Origin of the sequence: Colwellia sp. BRX8-4 (genome assembly GCF_014077345.1) — a bacterium.
Classification (GTDB): Bacteria; Pseudomonadota; Gammaproteobacteria; order Enterobacterales; family Alteromonadaceae; genus Colwellia_A.
Window position 1 is genome coordinate 319,917 of sequence record NZ_JACGVS010000001.1, and the last position, 19,712, is coordinate 339,628.

The following is a 19,712-nucleotide window of genomic DNA, read 5'->3' on the forward strand; positions in this document are numbered from 1 at the left end:
AGCATTGCAAATTAAAATTTTTACAATAAGCCCCTTAAGATCGGGCGATCACATTATTGTTCTTTTAACCAGTAAGCCACTTTTTTAGCAAAGTAAGTTAAAATACCATCGGCGCCCGCACGTTTAAAAGCGAGTAAACCTTCCATAACACAGGGTTTTTCAGCTAACCAGCCATTTTGAATGGCTGCCATGTGCATTGCATATTCGCCACTCACCTGATAAGCATATGTTGGCACTTGAAAGGTATCTTTAACTCGGCGCACAATATCTAAATAAGGCATACCCGGTTTTACCATGACCATATCTGCACCTTCGGCGATGTCTTGAGCAACTTCATGTAATGCTTCATCACTGTTTGCTGGGTCCATTTGATATGAGAATTTATTACCGCCTTTAATGTTACTTGCAGAGCCAACAGCATCACGAAAAGGACCATAATAATTAGAAGCATATTTTGCTGAATAAGCTAAAATTCGCGTGTTTACAAAACCATGTTTTTCTAATTCTTGACGAATTGCCCCAACACGACCATCCATCATATCTGAAGGGGCAACCACATCGGCACCCGCTTGAGCATGAGACAACGCCTGCTTAACTAAAATTTCTTTGGTAATGTCATTTAATACGTAACCCTCATCTTTACCCTTTATGCCAAGAATGCCATCTTGTCCATGGGTCGTAAAAGGGTCAAGAGCAACATCGGTTATTACCCCTAATTCAGGAAACTTTGCTTTTAGTGCACGAACAGTACGTTGAGCTAACCCTTCAGGGTTATAGGCTTCTTCAGCCATTAATGACTTTTTATTTGCTGGAGTGACAGGAAATATAGCAATGGCAGGAATACCTAAATCAACCAGTTCTTGCGCTTCTTCTAATAATAAATCAATACTTTTACGTTCGACGCCAGGCATAGACGCTATAGCTTCGCGCTGATTTTCACCATCAAGAACAAAGACCGGGTAAATTAAATCATTAACGGTTAATTGATTTTCTGACATTAAACGACGCGAAAAATCATCACGGCGCATGCGGCGCATTCTGCGGGCAGGAAATTGCCCAAAAGCGTTACTCATAAAATTTTCCTATATAAATAAAGTTGATAAGTTAGCGGTTAACTATCGCTAGCTTTGACAAAGTCTTGTTGTCTCACTTGATTGCGGCCATTATGTTTTGCTTGATATAAGGCTTGATCTGCTGCGGCAAAGAGATGCTCGGCTTGAACATCTTTTTGTTGTAAATAAGTGCTAACACCACAGCTAATGGTTAGACTTATGATAGTGTTATTGTAGCTAACCTGACAGCTAGCAATACTTTCCCTTAATTCTTCAGCCAGTGCTAATGCCCCTTGGCTATCGGTTTCAGGCAAAATTAAACAAAATTCTTCACCGCCATAACGACAACTGATGTCTGCACTTCTTCGCAAGCAACTTTTAATGCAAGCAGCCACTATGATTAAACATTCATCACCGGCTAAGTGACCATAAGTATCATTTACTTTTTTAAAATGATCGATGTCAAGAATCACTAAGCTCAAGGGCGTTAAGTTACGGCGACTACGTCGATATTCAGCGAGTATTTTTTGATCATAAAATCTCCGGTTATACAAACCAGTAAGGTCGTCTAACGTATTCTTTTCTTCTAACTCTTTATTAACTTCTTCGAGTTCTTGCAAAGCAATATTGAGCTCTAAAGTACGCTCTTGTACTTTACTTTCAAGCTCATCGTTATCTTGAACTTCATTTTCAACGTGCTGATCTGTTGCATTGCTAGCAAGAGCGTTTTTAGTGTTTTTTTCTTGTGAAAAGACTAACAACGCCATAAAGAGAGCCATAATTAATAACAATAAGGTCAGCGATGAAAATTGCACAACTAACTGAATTATCGATAAAATCACCACTAATATTGCAACAATAAAAAGGTAATAAGTTGACCGATTAAAGAGTGAGATCATTAACGCTCACCTAAGTTGAAAACTTTTCGCGCATTTTCACTGGTGGCATTAATAATGTCGTCGCTATGGCATTGGTACAATTGGGCGAGCTTTTCTATGACGTAAGGTAAATAGCTTGGTTCATTGCGACTGCTTTTGGGTTTAGGCTTAATGCTTCTAGGTGTTAAATATGGCGCATCTGTTTCAATCATTAACCTATCTAATGGGATTGATGGAATAAGCGCTTGTAATGGTTCTCCACGACGTTCGTCACACACCCATCCGGTAATACCAATATACATACCAGCTGATAAGCATTGATTTAACTCATTTTCATTACCGGTAAAGCAATGAGAAACCATAGCGGGCACAGCGGTTAAGTAAGGAGATAGTAATTGAAACCAGACAGGGAAAGCATCCCGTTGATGTAAAAAAAGTGGTAATTGAAGTTCTGCAGCTAATGATATTTGTTCAGCAAACACTTTTTCTTGTTGCTTTGGCGTAGAAAAATTACGGTTAAAATCTAAACCACATTCACCAATCGCTTTTACCGCTTTATTTTTAGCTAATAATCGAATGTCATCTAAATAGTTATCACTGACATTATCGGCATCATGGGGATGTATACCCGCTGTGGTATAAAGATAATCAGGATATTGTGCAGATAATTGTAAAGCTTTATGACTTTCAGAGATATTAGTTCCGGTAACCAACATAGCCCTGATACCAGCAGATTTAGCCCGCGCGATTAATTCATCACGGTCTTTATCAAAACGAGTATTTGTTAAATTAACGCCAATATCGATCATTAGCTATCCAGTTTCATCAAACTAAGCTTCTTCAGATTCGTTTTTTTTCTGGTAAATAGACGCTATAAAAACGCCTAATTCAAATAATAACAGCATGGGTACGGCCAATAATGTTTGTGAAATAATATCAGGCGGTGTTAACAACATGCCAACCACAAACGCACCAACAACAACATAGGGTCTTTTTGCACGCAAACTGTCGGGATCGGTAAAACCGGTCCAACACAGTAAAATAATAACAATGGGTATTTCAAAAACAATCCCAAAGGCAAAGAATAATTTTAGAACAAAATCTAAATAACTGGTAATGTCGGTGGCAATATTTACCCCTTCAGGAGCTACAGAAGTAAAAAAAGCAAAAATTATTGGGAAAACCACATAATAGACAAAAGCAATACCACCATAAAATAGCAAGGTGCTGCCGAACATCAGTGGAATAACTAAGCGTTTTTCATTCTTGTATAAGCCAGGCGCAACAAAGGCCCAAATTTGATAAAGAATAAAGGGCATGGCAATAAAAATAGAAAGTACCATGGTTAATTTAAAAGGAGCAAAGAAAGAAGAGGCAACATCGGTTGCGATCATTTGCCCCCCTTCAGGTAAGGTTTCCATTAAGGGTTTGGAAACATATTCATAAATTTCATTAGCGAAATAGAATAAGCCTAAAAAGACAACCAAAACGCCCACCACAACGTTCAACAATCGGCTGCGTAATTCGAGTAAATGATCAAATAAAGTATAACTACTTGCTGGAGATGGATTCATGGTGTTACTTTTTATTTTCTTGTGAAGATGAAAGGTTAGCAGTGACTGCTGCTTCTTCAGTCACCTTATCATTTTTTTCAATATTTTCTGAGACAATACTTTGTGAGTCAACTTTTTCAGGCTCTTTATCGAGTTGATAAGGACGATTGACCATCTCAGCAGCTTCTTGTAATGTTTTTAATGATTCAGCAATCTCAGGTGATAGATTTTTCATATCCGCTTGTTCAGCTTTTTTCAAATTAGCATGTAATTCTTGTATGCGTAATTCTTCGGTAAGCTCGGTTTTTACACTATCACTAAATTTACGAACACCACTTATCCAACCGCGCACCGTTCTAATAGCAACAGGTAAACGTTCTGGACCTAAAACGATCATACCTATTATCGCAATCAGCGACAGCTCCCAAAAGCCAATATCAAACATCGCTTACGCCTGATCTTTTTCTTTTGTTTTTACTTTATCTTCGGTGTCGGTAGTAACAGACTTATCAGCAATATTTTCTGCACTTTCTTCTTCCTTTTTAGCGTTACTATCTGTCATAGCATTTTTAAAACCTTTAACCGCAGAGCCTAAATCGCCACCTAGATTACGTAATTTTTTTGTGCCAAATAACAACACTATAATAACCGCAACAATTAATAATTGCCAAATACCCATATTTCCCATGATAAACCCCTATTATTTAGAATGGATTCATTATAAAGTTTTAAAATGAAAAATCATCCTTTGATAGACAAAATAATGCGATAGGACAAACTTTGCAGAAAAAGCACCTTATTTATCTGAGTTGCTTGTTGATGATCAGCATTACTTTCACTACTTTTCAGAGTAATGCTAAACAAGATCAAAACATGGACAGTGACACTGAAAAGCAAATAGTAAAACCTATCAAACATCCACAAAGGCATGTTGTACCCACACTTGTGTCCGATGACTGGGGTCAAGAGGTACACGACACCATCGCTAATTCCGTTTATCAATCAGCGACTTGGTTCGATAGTTTTTTTACCGATATAGATAGCCAACAAATTGAACCCAAAGCAACAGCCAAAATACGTTTTGGCTGGATACCCAAAGCACGTCATTTGGCGGAGCTTGACTCTCGTTTTCGATTAAAAGTAAAGTTACCTCACTTTAAAGATAAGATGAGCTTGATTCTTTCCGATGAAGATGACGTTGAAGACGGCCAGTTACCCCTCGATGGTATTGGTACTCGCCCAGAAATAAATGAAGAAAGCTTCGCCGCTGCCTTACGTTATGTGGTTAAAAAGAAGAGCGATAGCTTAGTTGATACTCGATTAGGAATTTCAGGCGGCGATATTTTTGTAAAAATACGTAAGCGCAAGTTGTATACCTTCAATGAAAAGCATGGTTTTAAAGTTGAACCTTCAACCTATTACTTTTTAGGCGACGGTCTTGGAGCTAAGTTATTTCTTGAATATAATTATCAATATAATGAAAAATCACAATATAGGATCAATTATACTATTCGCGGCTCTGAATCATTTAGTGGCATTCGATGGAAACACGGATTTTATCAATTAAATCAATTAGATTCAACAACGGCCTCCGTTGTTGGTTTACAAGTTGAAGGTGAGCGTAATGGTCAATATGGTTTTTTTACCGACAAATATACGCTGAGTTATCGTTATCGATTCAATGCACTAGAAAAATGGTTGTTTTTTGAAGTAGAACCATTTTTAGAGTGGTCAAAAGAGGATAACTACACCACCACACCCGGAATTGCATTACGCATAGAAGGTTTTTTTAGTAAAATATAATTAATTGTTGACGAAAAATTAGGCGCTAACTTTAACTATAACCTCACTTTCGGTTATTATACGTGGCATTTTTATCGGTCGACTAATATGAAAGCCCTGACCAAATTCACAACCGGCGTTCTGTAACTTTTTCAACATTTCCTCTGACTCGATTCCTTCAGCGACTAAATGGTAGCCAAAGTTACTGCCCAAATCATGCAAAGCCTTAACTAACGATAAATTTTTATTATTAGTATTTAGCGTACGAACAAAACTTCTGTCTAATTTGATAAATTCAAACGGGTAGTTGTGTAAGAAATTTAATGACGATGAACCCGCGCCGTAATCATCTAGAGCGAGTTTAACCCCAAATTCTTTTAATCGACGTAAGTTCTTCAGGGCTAATTCACTTTGTTGAGCAAATGCAGATTCATTAAATTCAAGAATTAAACGATGAGGCTCTATACCTGCGTCTTTAATTTGCTTGATCAGCTTATTGAGCTGATTCGCTTGAACTAAGTGACGTCCCGATAAGTTAATACCAATAAAAGCATTAAAATACTCGGTATTTTGTTGCCAGCTTTTTAATTGTTGACTAACTTCTTTAATAACCCAAGCTTCGATGTCTAATATCATGCCGGTTTCTTCGGCCATATATAAAAATTCACTTGGCGTTAGTAAGCCTTTAGTTGGATGCTGCCAACGTAATAAAGCTTCAAAACCAATGGTATTTGTTAACGTTAAGTTGGATATTTGCTGATAATGCAGTTCAAATTGACTCTTGGTAATGGCAACGCGTAATTCTTGCTCTAAAGTCATACTTGCCATAAGTTGTTCTCGCATGCTTTCATCAAAAAAGACATAACGACCACGACCTAAGTTTTTCGCTTGATACATAGCGGCATCAGCATCACGTAAAATTTCATGAGAATCCTTATAATGACTGCTACATTGCGCAATACCTATACTGGCATTCGAGTAAAGTGTATGACCACCTAAACTGAAAGGTTTGGCAACAGCGGTAATAATGCGTGAGGCCACTTCTTCAATATCATCTTGACATTGTAGTGAATCAAGCAAAATAACAAATTCATCTCCCCCTAAACGCGCTAAAATATCATTATCTCTGACACAGTCTTGTAATCTTAGTGCTATCTCAATAAGAAACTCATCTCCAGCATGGTGTCCCAATGTATCGTTAATCATTTTAAAGCGATCTAAATCGATAAATAACACGGCAAAGCGTTGATCGGGATGACGCTTCAAATGTCGTAATGAGTAGCTCAATCGGTCTGAAAACATCGCTCTATTGGGCAGTTTTGTTAGGCCATCATGGTGTGCTTCATAGTAAAGTTGCGCTTCTGCTTTTCGTCTCTCATCAATTTGCATACGCAAATTTAAATTACTCGCTTGTAGCTCTTGGGTACGTTGATTAACCGTATTTTCTAATTTTTCATGGTGTTTTTTTATTTCGGCTTGCGAACGCTTACGTAAAATAGCGGTATCAACGTGCTGGCTAATAAAGCGTATTAAGGTTAGGTCACTCTGCTGATAGGCTTGCGAATCTTGGTAATGCTGAATAGCTAATATGCCGAATATCTTGCCATCTTCCATCAATGGTGCAGCAAGCCATGCTTGTGGCATCTTATTTTTAGGATAATCTATCGTCAGCGGTTCACTCGTTATTTCACCTTGCTCAGATAAATAAAAGACTTTACCTTCGGTGATCAATGTCGGTGCAACAGCATTTATCGCTAATTCTGTCAGCCCAAAACCTAACATTCGAGGCAAAGGTGTATGCACATTTTCATCGTCATAATAGGGAAAAGTCACGATAGAGTTATCTTTGTTATCACCCGTATCTAACAGAGCAATATATAAGTTCTTTGCGGCTAATAGAGTATTAATTTCTTGATGGATAGCTCGATAGAAGCAATCAATATCTTGTGAATTAGCCGTAATTTCTGAAATTGATAATAAGGCTTTATGCATTTTTACCGCTTTCTTACGCTCAGCAATTTCAACTTGTAACTGCTTATTCATTTCGGTTAGCGTTTCAGTACGCAGTAAAATACTTTCTTCTAATAATTCACGACTACGTACACGATCAATAGCGGTCACTAAATGCAAGGCAATAAATTCAAGCAACTGACAATCATATTCATCAAAGTAAAGTTTATCATCGTAACTTTGTAATGCCAGAACACCAATAACCTGATTGCCACGTCTAAGCGGAACACCAAGCCAATCAACACAGGATGAACCATAAAGAAAAATATCGCCTGATTTTGCTAATGCTAAACGCTCTTTAGCAGAGCAATGCATCGGCTTTTCATTTTCAAAAACCATACCTGTTAAGCATTTTCGCCAATCTGCAACTTTTAAATGATCATGTAAACGAATTTCTTCAGGGTTGTGACAATGAGCAAGCTCAAGATTATCTTTTGAATTGATCAGGGTGATGTGAAAACTATCGGTAATTAATAATGTTTTGATCACCGATTTAAGCTCAGCATAAAAGGCTGCCATATCGGTAACTGTGCTTGCCAATTCAGACAACTGCAACAAACCCGACTGCATGGTTTTAACCTGCCGATACTTTTTAAGTAGAGACTTTAATTTGGGAAGCTGACGTAATGCCAGAATGTCTTCCTTTGCCTTTAATTCCGTCAAGGCTATTCCATAGTTAGTTATTAGTATTATTTTTAAGCGGTTAGTCTACCAAATTAATATCACTTGGCTAGTACCTTATTTGAATTGATAAGATCAATACAGTATATGTCTATTTTTTGTACACTATAATTGACGAGTTGCGCAACATTTACCGAAAAGAGACAAAAGACCGTTAATGATTAACATAAGCAAGCTAGTATCAGTGCTCACAAGAGAAAGTCTACAAAAAGCAGACATAAAAAAACCGACGTAAATCGGTTTTTTTGTTGGTACAGACATGAGCCAATAACTAAGCAGCCATTGAGCCTTTAAGTTTATTAAGGGCATTTTTTTCTAACTGTCTGACACGCTCTGCAGAAATATGATACTTGTTAGCTAAATCTTGTAACGTCGTTTTATCTTCAGTTAACCAACGGGTTCTTATAATATCTTGGCTGCGTTCATCAAGAATGACTAAGGCATTAGATAAACGCTTATTAGCATGAGAAGAGTGATCTTCATCTTCAACCTGAACAGCGAGATCTGACTGATGATCTTCAAGATATAAGGCTGGAGAGTAACCTCCACCAGCAGAATTATCAACATCGTCAGATGACAGCTCAAAAGCCTGATCTTGATTACTCATTCTAGATTCCATCTCTAAAACATCTTTAGGTGTAACACCTAGAGTCTCTGCAACATTATTAATTTCGTCGTTACTGAACCAACCTAAACGTTTTTTGTTTTTACGAAGGTTAAAAAACAATTTACGTTGTGCCTTGGTTGTTGCCACTTTAACAATACGCCAATTACGTAACACAAACTCATGAATCTCAGCTTTTATCCAATGAACAGCAAACGACACTAAACGTACACCCACTTCCGGGTTAAAACGCTTAACAGCTTTCATTAAACCAACGTTACCTTCTTGAATTAAATCGGCTTGAGGTAAACCATAACCTGCATAACCTTTTGCTACATGAATAACAAAACGTAAATGCGACATAATAAGCTCTTGTGCCGCTTGTAAATCATTTTCTGAATATAAACGAGTGGCGAGTTCATTCTCACGCTGTGCAGTAAGCATAGGAATGCCATAAGCAGACTGCATGTAAGATTCAATACTACCGCTACGTGGAACTGTTAGCGCCATTGATTGTATCGGTTTACTCATTTTAAAAACCCCTCTTTATTGCTCTTTAATAACTCTTAAATAATTTTTAACTTTCTAGCTCGCTATAATAGCATACATCGACCGTGTAGGCGAGCAACGCATCACACATTACCTTACAACACAAGACGAAACAACTCAGTCTAGTAAATTTATCTGCTTTTTTTGTGTACATTTGTTAACATAAAAGCATAAAAAAACACTTAAAACTTACAAAACAATAACTTAGCTTTTGTGTCAAGATGTAATTTAACAAGGATGTGGCTATTACTTTATGTATTTAAGTAACTTATAAATTGTATTTAAGTAACTTATAAATGAATTTTAGAGGGTCATAATTTGTACTCATATGTTGCTCGTCAACCCATCTTAGATATTAAACAAAATGTTGTTGCCTATGAATTGCTTTTTCGCGATGGTAAAAGTAACAGTTTTCCTGATATTGATCCTAACCAAGCAACATCTAACATACTAACTAATAACCATTTAAGCTTAGGCATAGAGCAAGTCACTGGTGATCTACCCGCATATATTAACTTTCATGCTGATACCTTGATTTTTCACTTCCCAAGCTTCCTTGATCCCAAAAACGTGGTATTAGAAATTTTAGAAGACGTTCCGGTAACCCCTGAGCTATTAGCTGCTTGCCAGTCACTTCATGAGAAGGGTTATAAATTAGCCTTAGACGATTTTGACTTTGATGAAAAGTGGGCTCCATTTTACCCCATCATAGACATTATCAAAATTGATGTCCTACAATTTTCTATTCTAGAAATTAGCAAGCTGGTCAGAAAACTTGCCGGACTAAACGTAACACTATTAGCTGAAAAAGTAGAAACTTCACAACAATTTGAACGATTAAAAATGCTGGGATTTACACTTTTTCAAGGTTATTTTTTTGCAAAACCAGAAATGCTAAAACAGCGAAAAATTACCACGGCAAAACAAAACATCCTCGAACTGATCAGCCAAGCAAGCCAAGTAGAGTTAAACATTAACAAAATCAGTGAAATTTTTGCCGTTGACCCCGGCTTAACCTATAAATTACTGCGTTTTATCAATAGTCCTACCTATGGTAGTAGCCAGGAAATAACCTCGTTAAAACATGCTCTTGCTTATATAGGACAAGTTGAACTGAAAAAATTTATTGCGTTGCTTGCGCTGTCAGATTTAAGCTCAGATAAAAATCCAGAAATTATGCGTCTTTCTTTAGCACGAGCTAAGTTTTGTGAAAAAATAGCCCTTTACCGCTTTGAAAGTGAAAATCCGCCTAAAGCTTTTCTCACCGGTATATTATCGTTAATCGATGGTATTTTAGACCATGAATTAGAATATATATTAGGTGTATTACCTATTCATCAAGGCATAAAATCGGCATTAAGAAGCGAGCAGTGTGACCTTGGAGATTACTTGTCATTAGTAAAAAACATTGAACAAGGCTTATGGGCAGAGGGTGAAGAAATTGCTAAGAGAATTACCTTAGAGAGTGAACTTTGTTTTCAAGCTTATAAAGACTCACTGTCATGGGCAGACGAAATGATCGCCTGTGGAACTTAAATCGACATTTAGTCGGCTTTATTAATCAGCGGTAGGCTCTATGGCACGAATATGCTTACGCACTGAAATATAACTTCCTGATAAACCGAGTATAACGGCAAATAATATCAGTGTCATCGCTTCTGAAAAGCTTAAACCACTAATAATAAAGTTACTCTGATATAAATGGGTTAATTCAGAGAGAGCTCCCGATAAATATTTAGCGAGCAGAGCCACACATAACCAAGAGACCACACCCCCCAAAATACCATACCAAAGGCCCGCATATAAAAAAGGACGCTGAATAAAGCTATCCGTCGCGCCGACAAGTTTCATCACAGCAATCGCATCTTTTTGATTTAAAATAGCCAAGCGTATAGTGTTGCCAATAATGAGCACCACAGACAAACACAGTAATGCACCGATACCTACCACGATATCTTCAATAAGTTTAGCAATAGCTTCTAATCGAGAAAGCCATTCTAGGTCTAATTTTCCTTGCTGAACCTCTCGTTCTTTTTCTAGCTTCAATAATAACTCTCCAGCCGCCTGTGTTTGACTAGCACGCGTTGTTGGGGTCACTAACAGTGTTGCTGGCAAGGGATTTTTATCTAAATATTCTAGCGCCTGTCCAAAACCAGATAAGGTTTTAAACTCTTGTAAAGCCTGCTCTGCCGAGATGTAAGTAACTTTGGCAACCTCAGGATAAAGTTCAATTCGATGAACTAAGTTTTGTGCCGCTTTGTCAGTCACTGACAATTTCAAAAACAAACTGATTTCTGAGGCGGTATCCCACTGTTCACTGATGGCTTTAGCATTTTTGACAAATAAATGTAACGTAGCCGGTAAGGTTAAACTGATACCTAAAACCAAAACCGTCATTATTGAGGTGAAAGGAGTACGCCATAAATCGCCTAAACTACCTACTGCTTGTTGAACATGTCGAATTAATCTATCTGTTATTTTTGCTGCAAAATTTAATTTCTGCGAAGGTTGGCCAAAACGGGTAGGTTTATTCATTGTTTTCATGCCTAACTTGTAAACCTTCAACGATACCATCGGTGATCATTGAACCTTGCTTAAGCGTCAGCGTTCTATATTTCATTCTAGCAATTAGCCCCAGATCATGCGTAGCTATGAGTACGGTAACGCCAAAATCATTAAATTCTTCAAACAAGCGAATAATATCCAAGGAAAGCTTAGGATCTAAGTTTCCGGTTGGCTCATCAGCAAGCAAGATTAATGGCTTATTCACTAATGCTCTAGCAATGCCAACTCGCTGCTGCTCTCCACCTGACAACATATTAGGAAAACAACGTAATTTATCGCTCAAGTGGACTTTATCTAGCGCTGCTTCCACTCGTTTTCGGGTTTCCTTGTGGCTATACCCTTCAATGACTAAAGGTAATGCAACATTATCGAAAATAGTTCTGTCCATTAATAGATTATGGTTTTGAAAAATCATTCCTATTTTTCGGCGAGCATAAGGAATATCTTTATACTTTATATTTGATATTTCATTACCGTTAATTTGGATTTTACCACTGGTCGGCTTTTCCATTAAGCTCATTAGCTTTAAGAGTGTACTTTTCCCCGCTCCTGAATGTCCGGTTAAAAATGCCATTTCCCCCGCAGCCAATTCAAAACTAACATTTTTAAGTGCTAGAAAGCCACCGGGATAGGTTTTACTGACATTGTTAAAGTGGATCATAAAATGGCCATACTCTTATTTTTATTATTCTTCACATAGTGTAGTCGGGCATCAAAACTATACCGTAAATCTTAGCTATCTTGGGTGAATAATGCATCAATAAAATCTTCACCGTTAAACGGACGTAAATCATCAATGCCTTCACCGACGCCTAAATAGCGGATAGGAATCGCATTTTTATCGGCAATAGCAAACACAACACCACCTTTAGCCGTACCATCAAGCTTGGTTAATGTTAGTCCCGTCAAACCAACCGCTTCATTAAATAATTTTGTTTGGCTTAACGCATTCTGTCCAGTACCTGCATCTAAAGTTAACATCACTTCATGAGGTGCTTTATCATCAATCTTTTTCATAACACGGACAACTTTTTTCAATTCATCCATTAAGTGACTTTTGTTCTGCAGCCGGCCAGCCGTATCGGCAATGAGTACATCAACACCACGGGCTTTTGCGGCACTAATCGCATCAAAAATAACAGAAGCACTGTCTGCGCCAGTATGCTGGGCAATAACAGGAATATCGTTGCGCTCGCCCCACACTTGTAATTGCTCAACCGCCGCTGCTCTAAACGTGTCACCGGCCGCTAGCATGACCGATTTACCTTCAGCTTGAAATTTTTTCGCTAATTTACCAATAGTGGTGGTTTTTCCAACCCCATTAACACCGACCATTAAGATAACAAAAGGACCTGAATCATTATTAATCTCTAACGGCACACTTGCTGGCTCAATAATTTTCTTTAACTCTTCTTTGAGTAAATCATACAAAGCTTCAGCATTTTTAAGCTGTTTACGTGATGCACTTTCTGTAAGTGATTTAATAATTTTTGTGGTCGTTTCAATACCCACATCAGCTAACAGTAAATGTGTTTCAAGTTCTTCAAATAACTCGTCATCAATTTTTTTGCCACTGAATAAAGTAAATATTCCACCACCAATATTTTGGCGTGTTTTAGTGAGTCCTTGCTTTAATCGAGCAAAGAAACCAGCCTTAGCTGCTGGCTCTGGCTCTGGCTCTGGCTCTGCAAGAATATTGTCGACAACAATGTCATCGATTACAAGGCTTTCACCTTGAATTTCTTCAACATTCTCTGCGATTTTTTCTTCAGAAACATCAGATGTTTCTACTGATGTTTCAACAACATCTGTAACTTCTTCAACAGCTTCTTCTTGCTGACGTCCCAAACCTAACCAGGAAAATAGACCTTTTTTCTTTGACATAACAATAAATTCTTCTCTGCACCATCATTTTGATGGCAATAGTTCACTAAACAAGGATAAAATCCTCGCTATAGTAGCACCTAAAAACAATACAAAAAACAAAAGCTGAGTAAGATATGAACAAACAACGTAAACAATCAGCAAAACCTAACAATAAAGGCAGTATTCGTATTATTGGCGGATCACACCGTGGCCGAAAGCTGCCTGTTTTAATGGCAGAAGGTTTAAGACCCACCACAGATAGGGTAAAAGAAACCGTCTTTAATTGGTTAATGCCTTTTATTCAAGACAGTCTCTGTTTAGATTGCTTTGCTGGCTCTGGTGGTTTGGGTTTTGAGGCATTATCACGAGGGGCAAGCCATGTTAGCTTCGTAGAATTAAACAAAGCGGCGGCTCAGCAATTACTTGAAAACCAACGTTTACTGAAATCAGCTAATATCTCGATAGTAAATAGTGATGCGCTCAGTTTCATTGAAAAAAATATCAGCAAATTTGATATTGTCTTTATTGATCCGCCTTTTCGCAAAAATTTAGTTGAGCAAACGGCCAAACGATTAGACCAACATAGTTTGGCTGACAACGCATTGATTTATATAGAAATGGAAAGTGAACAAAATAACCAACAGCTGCCCATGAACTGGACACTATTAAAAGAAAAAATAGCCGGACAAGTCGCTTATCGTTTATATCAAAAAATGTAACCTTCGTTTATCGCTGGGAGTTAACCTTAAACGCCCCCAGCTTAACATTATTAATAAAACGCTTACTGCTTAGGTTTAAGCTTTAAGTCATGAAAATCAAAGCTAAAATCGGTTGCGCGCGACACAGCTTGCATTGTTACCTCGTTAATTGAACCATCCGGATTCAGATTAAAATTAACAAAAGCATCGGCTTCCAAGGTTCTATCATCCCAGCGCACAATAAAAGTATTATGTTGATAATGCTCTAATACACCGCGCAATGCCGGTGTATGACCAAACTGCATGCTTAAAGCATTATTTGCATAGTTAATCGCAATATCACCGTACCAATTATCTTGATAGGTTTGTGCATAAGCTTTTAAAGGTAAAGAATGACGTGAATTTTTATCAACATTACTGGCGGCTTCTGCTAAACGATTTTTTTCTGCACTTTTTCGTTGCTCACTCATCGTCGCATAGAAATCCACCCAGTCTTTTTCAGGCAAGTCTAAATATTCATTTAATATTTGATGATAAATCGCATTAAAAGCATATCCCGATTGCTGATTGGTTAAAATAACCATCGCTAAGTTTTCTTCTGGAACTAAAACAACTTTAGAGACCATACCTAGAATGCCACCACTGTGATGAACTAACTTTACACCGTGATAATCATTTAAAAACCAACCTAGACCATAACCAGAAAAATGGGTTTTATCATTTTTTGTCGCGGTAGCTGATACCGGTAATATTGTTCGCATTTGCCACATGTTGTGGCTTTGACGTTCACTAAAAAGTTTTTTGTTATCACCGTAAACGCCTTCGTTTAACTGCGCTTTGAGCCATAAAGACATATCATTAACACTTGAGGCAACAGATCCCGCTGAAGAAAACTGCTCTAAGAAGTTACCACCAACCACATTTAGCTTGCCATCTAACGGAACATGAGCACGAGCAACATTTTTGTTGTCTGTTGAAATCAGTGAAAACTTTGCTTTAGTATTCTTCATCCCTAACGGCTTAAAAATAGTTTCTTTAATATTTTCTTGCCAAGTTTTACCGGTAACTTTTGCGATGATCTCACCGGCAATAACATACATTAAATTGTCGTAAGCGAACTCACTGCGAAAACTTGAAACCTCGGGTAAATGCTTTAAGCCTTTAATAATATCTTTATTGGTTAACGTTGTACCTGGCCAAATCATCAGGTCGCCTGCACCTAGGCCTAAACCACTGTTGTGTGATAATAAATCGAGCAGGGTAAACTCGCGAGTCACGTAAGCGTTTGGCATTTGAAATTCAGGGAGTATATCAATAACTTTTGTTTGCCATGTCAATTTCCCTTGATCCACCAAATTGGCTAATAACGCTGCGGTCATCGCCTTAGTGTTAGAGGCAATACCAAAAAGAGTATCGCCATTAACCTTATTATTTTTACCATATTCAGTTAAACCGAAACCTTTACTCATCACCACTTTATTATCTTTAATAATAGCAACAGCAACACCAGGCACTTGAAAAGTATTCATTGCCTTATTAATCGATTTTTCGATATTTTGATTTTTTTGTTCAAGCGTATTTGCAGGATTACCAAAAGCTAAAGAGGCAAATAGATAGGCTACCGTCATCAAAATAGTGTGGAATAATTTCATCTTTTATCCTAATTGTTTAGTTATTCTAATAAGTAGGTTGTGCGTCCTAAGTAATTTCAATGCCTAAATTGGATAATCCTTCTTCAAGAACCATCGCTTTAATTTTAATACAGGTTTCTTTATTTTCAGGAGAATCTTTTAGTGCGTAATAGAGCTCATTTTGCGTATCAAACTCCCACTCCATTAATGGGTGTTGTTCTATTTCTTTAGTAGTAATGTCACTGTCGTCATTAGCGTCTCTTTGATCAGCGATCATCAGTTCAACATAATAAGTTACGCTATTCTCTGATAATCGTGAGACAATTTCAGCGCCTTCTACCTCTTTATCTTGCATCGCCTGTAAAAGTGACATTGTTGCCATAGTTGCATCAATGGCTGGAAATACCCCAAAAAAATCAAAACCTTCTGGATCGGGTATTTGTGGCTCCAGTTTATTTATTTGTGCTTCATAATTTATTTTACAACGATTATTTTTATCAAGCCACTGCCAGATAAGCTCTAATTGATTACGTAATACTGAAAATTCACCAAAATCTGCATGTTCAGAAAAAACTTTATAATTGGGGATCATTCGCTCTAATAATGCAGCAGAAAAAGCGATCTGTTGCCATTGACTTAAATGGGAAAAAGGAAGTTGAATAGCCACTGTACTCTCCATGGAAAAGTTTAAAAAATGAGTATATCCCAAAATATAACATTACGTTTATTTAGATATAAAAAAAGAGCCATAAGGCTCTTCTCTTTAAAACCGTTAAGCGATTACGCTTCAGCAGTTTCTTTAGCAAATTGTATTTGAATAGCCGTTACTTTTTGCTCACTATCAGATAGATTGCGTAATTGAGCTAAACGATTAATCTGACCAATCGATCCTAACATCGCATGAATAGGAATAAATAGACCTCGTTTATGGAAATCTAAAACTTTAGCTTCGCTAAGTTCCTGAAGTTTTTTCTCATTAATGCCAAATAAACCAACCAGTTTTTTATTTTCGCCGGTACTGAAATTAATATGCAATTCTAATTCTCGCAATAAATCATTTTCAGCTAATTCAACCATGAATCGTTCAGTCATCGTTTCATTTTCATATAAACGGCCTAATGATTCTTGAACGTTTTTATAAAAATCGGTAACCAAACCTTCAGCGTCAAACAAGGCATTATCTTTATCATCGCCTACATAAGCACTGTCTAAATCGATATAAGTCGTTAACGTTTTTTCTTTATCTGGGTCTATACCTAAACCAAACGGCATCATAGATGCACCGTGTGGTAAGTAAGTACCAGTCCAACGTTCATCTTTATAGTATAAGTTTTCGCCAGCTTCTAGTCCTAGCATAACGATACTGCGGAAGCTTGAGCCCTCAGGCTGTTTAACTAAGAAGATAGGAAAGCTGTTAGCGGCTTTGGTATATTCTGCTGCGGTAATTGGAGCAATGTGTTGCTTCTCAATATGTTCTAAGCCACGTTTAGTAGTAACTTTTAAATTCTGGTGTTGATCTTTTCTTACTGGAACGACGTTAGCCATAATAATATTCTTCTCTTTAATGCATGCGCTTTTCATTTAAAAATTTTAGCGCTTATATAATGTTATAAATAGTTATGGTGCCAATAGGGAGAGCTTTCAATGGTATATAAAAAAAAATGTTCTTTTTATTTAAATATTAAATCACTTTTCACTCTACACAATAAGTCAGCTATACTTTTGTAAAGAATATCAAATAGCTAATACTTCCTTATTATCTAAAGAAAATAATGTAAATTTAATGAAAAACTTACTCATCACCCTATTTTTTGCTGTATTAATATTGTTATTAACAAATATCGTCCATGCGAAGCCAAAAACAAAAACTATTTATGGCCGTAATTTAGACGGATTTGCACAGGTTAAAATAAAAAACAACACGACTGAAAACCTTGCCTGTTATGTTGCAATCGACGGGTACAAAATTAAATTTCGATTACAGGCACTTCGTGAATCGAAATGGTACACCGCCACAGATAAACGTTTTCAATACCGTAGCTTTAGTTCTTGGTGCGACTACTTAACTTTATATCCCGAATATTTAAAATATCAAACTTTCTAATTTTTGATAGATGCAGATAATAAAATATATAAATCCCACTTAAATATAGCAAAAATTAGCGCTAAAAAACTAGCGCTAATAGTCAACTATTGGCTAAGCTTGAGCATTTAGCGAGCTCTGTAAAGCTTAATAAGGGCATTCGTTGAGCCATCCATATCTAGCGTTTCACTGGGGTCAGTTATTTTTGTTAGTACTTTATTACCCAGCGACTTGCCTAATTCAACCCCCCATTGATCAAAAGAGTTCACTTTCCAAATAACCCCCTGCACAAACACTTTATGCTCATACATAGCAATTAAACTGCCAAGCACCTTAGGTGTTAACTTTTCAAATAAAAGCGTGTTACTGGGTTTATTACCCTCCATAACTTTATGTGTAGACAGCTTTTGAATCTCTGATACATCACAGTTCGCTTTTTTCATTGCCGCTTTCACTTCTTCGAGACTTTGCCCCGCCATTAAGGCCTGACTTTGACCAAAACAGTTAGACGCCAGCATGTCATGATGATTCCCCATCTCGTGAAAGGGGAATAACGGCATCAAAAAATCAACAGGAATAGGGGTTTTGCTTTGATGAATAAGTTGATGAAACGAGTGCTGACCGTTGGTCCCTTCGCTTCCCCAAATGATCGGCCCAGTATCATAAGACATCGATTTATTATCAAGTGAAATAGATTTTCCGTTACTCTCCATATCCAACTGTTGGATATAAGCCGGTAAACCCCGTAAATAATGGTAATAAGGTAATAAAACCTGTGATTGCGCGCCATGAAAATTTCGGTACCAAATACCTAATAACGCCAAAATAACCGGGAGGTTTTTTTCAAGTGGCGCCTGGGTGAAATGTTCATCCATTTCAAACGCACCTTGTAAAAAGTCACGGTAATGCTCAAAACCTATCGCTAAAGCTAAGGGTAAACCAATCGCAGACCAGACCGAATAACGTCCTCCCACCCAATCCCACATCGGAAAAATATTATCTTTATCTATACCTAATTCTTGCGCGGCCTCAACATTAGACGACACACAGGCAAAGTGATGTTTAACGTTTTCGGTGGTGGCAGTAGCAACAAACCAATCACGTGCTGTTAGGGTATTACGCAGTGTTTCTTGGGTAGTTAATGTTTTAGATGACGTAATAAAGAGCGTCGTTTCAGGATTGACTTTAGCAAGCACATCATGAATGTGACAACCGTCAACGTTCGCAATAAAATGGACGTTTAACTGGCTTTGTTGATAAGGTTTTAGTGCCTCTGACATTATTTTAGGTCCAAGAAAAGACCCGCCAATGCCAATACTAATCACATCCGTAAATGCTTTGCCGGTATAGCCTACTTTTTTACCTGATGAAATATCATTAACAAAAATTTCGAGCTTAGCCAGCGTTGTCTGTATTTGTGGCATCACATCGACACCATCAACATAGACAGCGTTCCCTGAAAAGTTACGTAACGCGGTATGTAATACCGGACGATTTTCAGTGGTATTAATCGCTGAGCCATTAAACATCTGAGCACGCTTATCGACTAAACCGGATGATTGTGCCAGATTCATGAGTAAGTGCATGGTTTCATCAGTAACGCGGTTTTTCGAATAATCGAGCATTATTCCCGCGCCAGAAAGTGAAAAATTATTAAAACGTTCCGTATCTTGCGTAAATAAATCGCGCATTTGTACCGGTACGTTTTTATTATAATGATTGACGAGTGACTTCCACTCTGGGGTGCTTGGTAACATACC

At 37.5% G+C, this 19,712-nt stretch carries 18 protein-coding genes and 1 pseudogene; 4 read left to right on the forward strand and 15 right to left on the reverse strand.

The genetic code is table 11. The features are described from left to right. Positions 1–53: 53 nt before the first annotated feature. Genes hemB through tatA form a run of 6 tightly spaced genes read right to left on the reverse strand, consistent with a single transcriptional unit; the run spans position 54 to position 4,171 of the window. A complete protein-coding gene (gene hemB / locus H4J56_RS01400; RefSeq protein ID WP_070375340.1) occupies positions 54–1,073 on the reverse strand; it encodes a porphobilinogen synthase in 1,020 nt (339 codons plus the stop codon). Positions 1,074–1,111: 38 nt separating this feature from the next. Then, positions 1,112–1,951, reverse strand: a complete 840-nt coding sequence (locus H4J56_RS01405; RefSeq protein WP_182258754.1) for a GGDEF domain-containing protein — start codon at positions 1,949–1,951, stop codon at positions 1,112–1,114. Then, complete coding sequence (locus tag H4J56_RS01410; RefSeq protein ID WP_182221389.1) at positions 1,951–2,739, reverse strand: TatD family hydrolase; 789 nt, start codon at positions 2,737–2,739, stop codon at positions 1,951–1,953. Before H4J56_RS01410 ends, H4J56_RS01405 begins: the two co-directional genes overlap by 1 nt. Before the next feature lie 21 nt (positions 2,740–2,760). Further along, positions 2,761–3,504, reverse strand: a complete 744-nt coding sequence (gene tatC, locus H4J56_RS01415) for a twin-arginine translocase subunit TatC (RefSeq protein WP_182217156.1) — start codon at positions 3,502–3,504, stop codon at positions 2,761–2,763. A 4-nt stretch (positions 3,505–3,508) separates the two neighbouring features. Then, positions 3,509–3,928, reverse strand: a complete 420-nt coding sequence (gene tatB, locus H4J56_RS01420; protein WP_182217157.1) for a Sec-independent protein translocase protein TatB — start codon at positions 3,926–3,928, stop codon at positions 3,509–3,511. A gap of 3 nt (positions 3,929–3,931) precedes the next feature. Next, a complete protein-coding gene (gene tatA, locus H4J56_RS01425) occupies positions 3,932–4,171 on the reverse strand; it encodes a Sec-independent protein translocase subunit TatA (protein ID WP_070375334.1) in 240 nt (79 codons plus the stop codon). Positions 4,172–4,263: 92 nt separating this feature from the next. Here tatA and H4J56_RS01430 point away from each other — a divergent pair, with 92 nt between their 5' ends. Then, positions 4,264–5,286, forward strand: a complete 1,023-nt coding sequence (locus H4J56_RS01430) for a hypothetical protein (protein ID WP_182230307.1) — start codon at positions 4,264–4,266, stop codon at positions 5,284–5,286. A gap of 18 nt (positions 5,287–5,304) precedes the next feature. Here H4J56_RS01430 and H4J56_RS01435 read toward each other — a convergent pair whose 3' ends face one another. Both H4J56_RS01435 and rpoH read right to left on the reverse strand, forming a co-directional pair. Beyond that, positions 5,305–7,938 carry an EAL domain-containing protein gene (locus H4J56_RS01435; RefSeq protein WP_182258755.1) on the reverse strand — a complete coding sequence of 878 codons (2,634 nt, stop codon included), beginning with the start codon at positions 7,936–7,938 and terminating at the stop codon, positions 5,305–5,307. A 289-nt stretch (positions 7,939–8,227) separates the two neighbouring features. Next, positions 8,228–9,091 (reverse strand): RNA polymerase sigma factor RpoH, encoded by an 864-nt coding sequence (gene rpoH, locus H4J56_RS01440; RefSeq protein ID WP_182175927.1) that lies wholly within the window; start codon positions 9,089–9,091, stop codon positions 8,228–8,230. 336 nt (positions 9,092–9,427) lie between these two features. On the opposite strand from rpoH, the gene H4J56_RS01445 reads away from it, so the two are divergent. After that, positions 9,428–10,645: an EAL and HDOD domain-containing protein gene (locus tag H4J56_RS01445; RefSeq protein WP_259368136.1), complete on the forward strand. Its 1,218-nt coding sequence runs from the start codon at positions 9,428–9,430 to the stop codon at positions 10,643–10,645. Between the two features lie 21 nt (positions 10,646–10,666). Here H4J56_RS01445 and ftsX read toward each other — a convergent pair whose 3' ends face one another. The 3 genes and pseudogenes from ftsX to ftsY all read right to left on the reverse strand — a co-directional run. Beyond that, entirely contained in the window at positions 10,667–11,653 is a 987-nt protein-coding gene (ftsX, locus tag H4J56_RS01450) for a permease-like cell division protein FtsX (protein ID WP_404842489.1), read from the reverse strand. Next, positions 11,637–12,335: a cell division ATP-binding protein FtsE gene (gene ftsE / locus H4J56_RS01455; RefSeq protein WP_182217164.1), complete on the reverse strand. Its 699-nt coding sequence runs from the start codon at positions 12,333–12,335 to the stop codon at positions 11,637–11,639. The genes ftsX and ftsE overlap by 17 nt, the downstream gene beginning before the upstream one ends. Positions 12,336–12,406: 71 nt before the next feature. Beyond that, a pseudogene (ftsY, locus tag H4J56_RS01460) lies at positions 12,407–13,333 on the reverse strand (signal recognition particle-docking protein FtsY); the annotation flags it as partial. A 341-nt stretch (positions 13,334–13,674) separates the two neighbouring features. Here ftsY and rsmD point away from each other — a divergent pair. Continuing rightward, positions 13,675–14,259, forward strand: coding sequence for a 16S rRNA (guanine(966)-N(2))-methyltransferase RsmD (rsmD, locus tag H4J56_RS01465; protein WP_070375326.1), 585 nt, complete (start codon positions 13,675–13,677; stop codon positions 14,257–14,259). Positions 14,260–14,321: 62 nt separating this feature from the next. Here the strand turns inward: rsmD and H4J56_RS01470 are convergent, their stop codons facing one another. From H4J56_RS01470 to H4J56_RS01480, 3 genes are all read right to left on the reverse strand, one after another. Beyond that, on the reverse strand, positions 14,322–15,890 hold the full coding sequence (locus H4J56_RS01470) for a serine hydrolase (protein ID WP_182258756.1): 1,569 nt from the start codon (positions 15,888–15,890) through the stop codon (positions 14,322–14,324). 46 nt (positions 15,891–15,936) lie between these two features. Next, positions 15,937–16,536 (reverse strand): YjaG family protein, encoded by a 600-nt coding sequence (locus H4J56_RS01475; RefSeq protein WP_182217821.1) that lies wholly within the window; start codon positions 16,534–16,536, stop codon positions 15,937–15,939. A gap of 113 nt (positions 16,537–16,649) precedes the next feature. Then, entirely contained in the window at positions 16,650–17,414 is a 765-nt protein-coding gene (locus H4J56_RS01480; RefSeq protein WP_182217822.1) for a SapC family protein, read from the reverse strand. A 238-nt stretch (positions 17,415–17,652) separates the two neighbouring features. Between H4J56_RS01480 and H4J56_RS01485 the strand changes: the two genes are divergently transcribed. After that, positions 17,653–17,973: a hypothetical protein gene (locus tag H4J56_RS01485; protein WP_182217824.1), complete on the forward strand. Its 321-nt coding sequence runs from the start codon at positions 17,653–17,655 to the stop codon at positions 17,971–17,973. Positions 17,974–18,080: 107 nt separating this feature from the next. Here the strand turns inward: H4J56_RS01485 and pgi are convergent, their stop codons facing one another. Continuing rightward, a complete protein-coding gene (gene pgi / locus H4J56_RS01490; RefSeq protein WP_182217826.1) occupies positions 18,081–19,709 on the reverse strand; it encodes a glucose-6-phosphate isomerase in 1,629 nt (542 codons plus the stop codon). Positions 19,710–19,712: the final 3 nt, after the last annotated feature.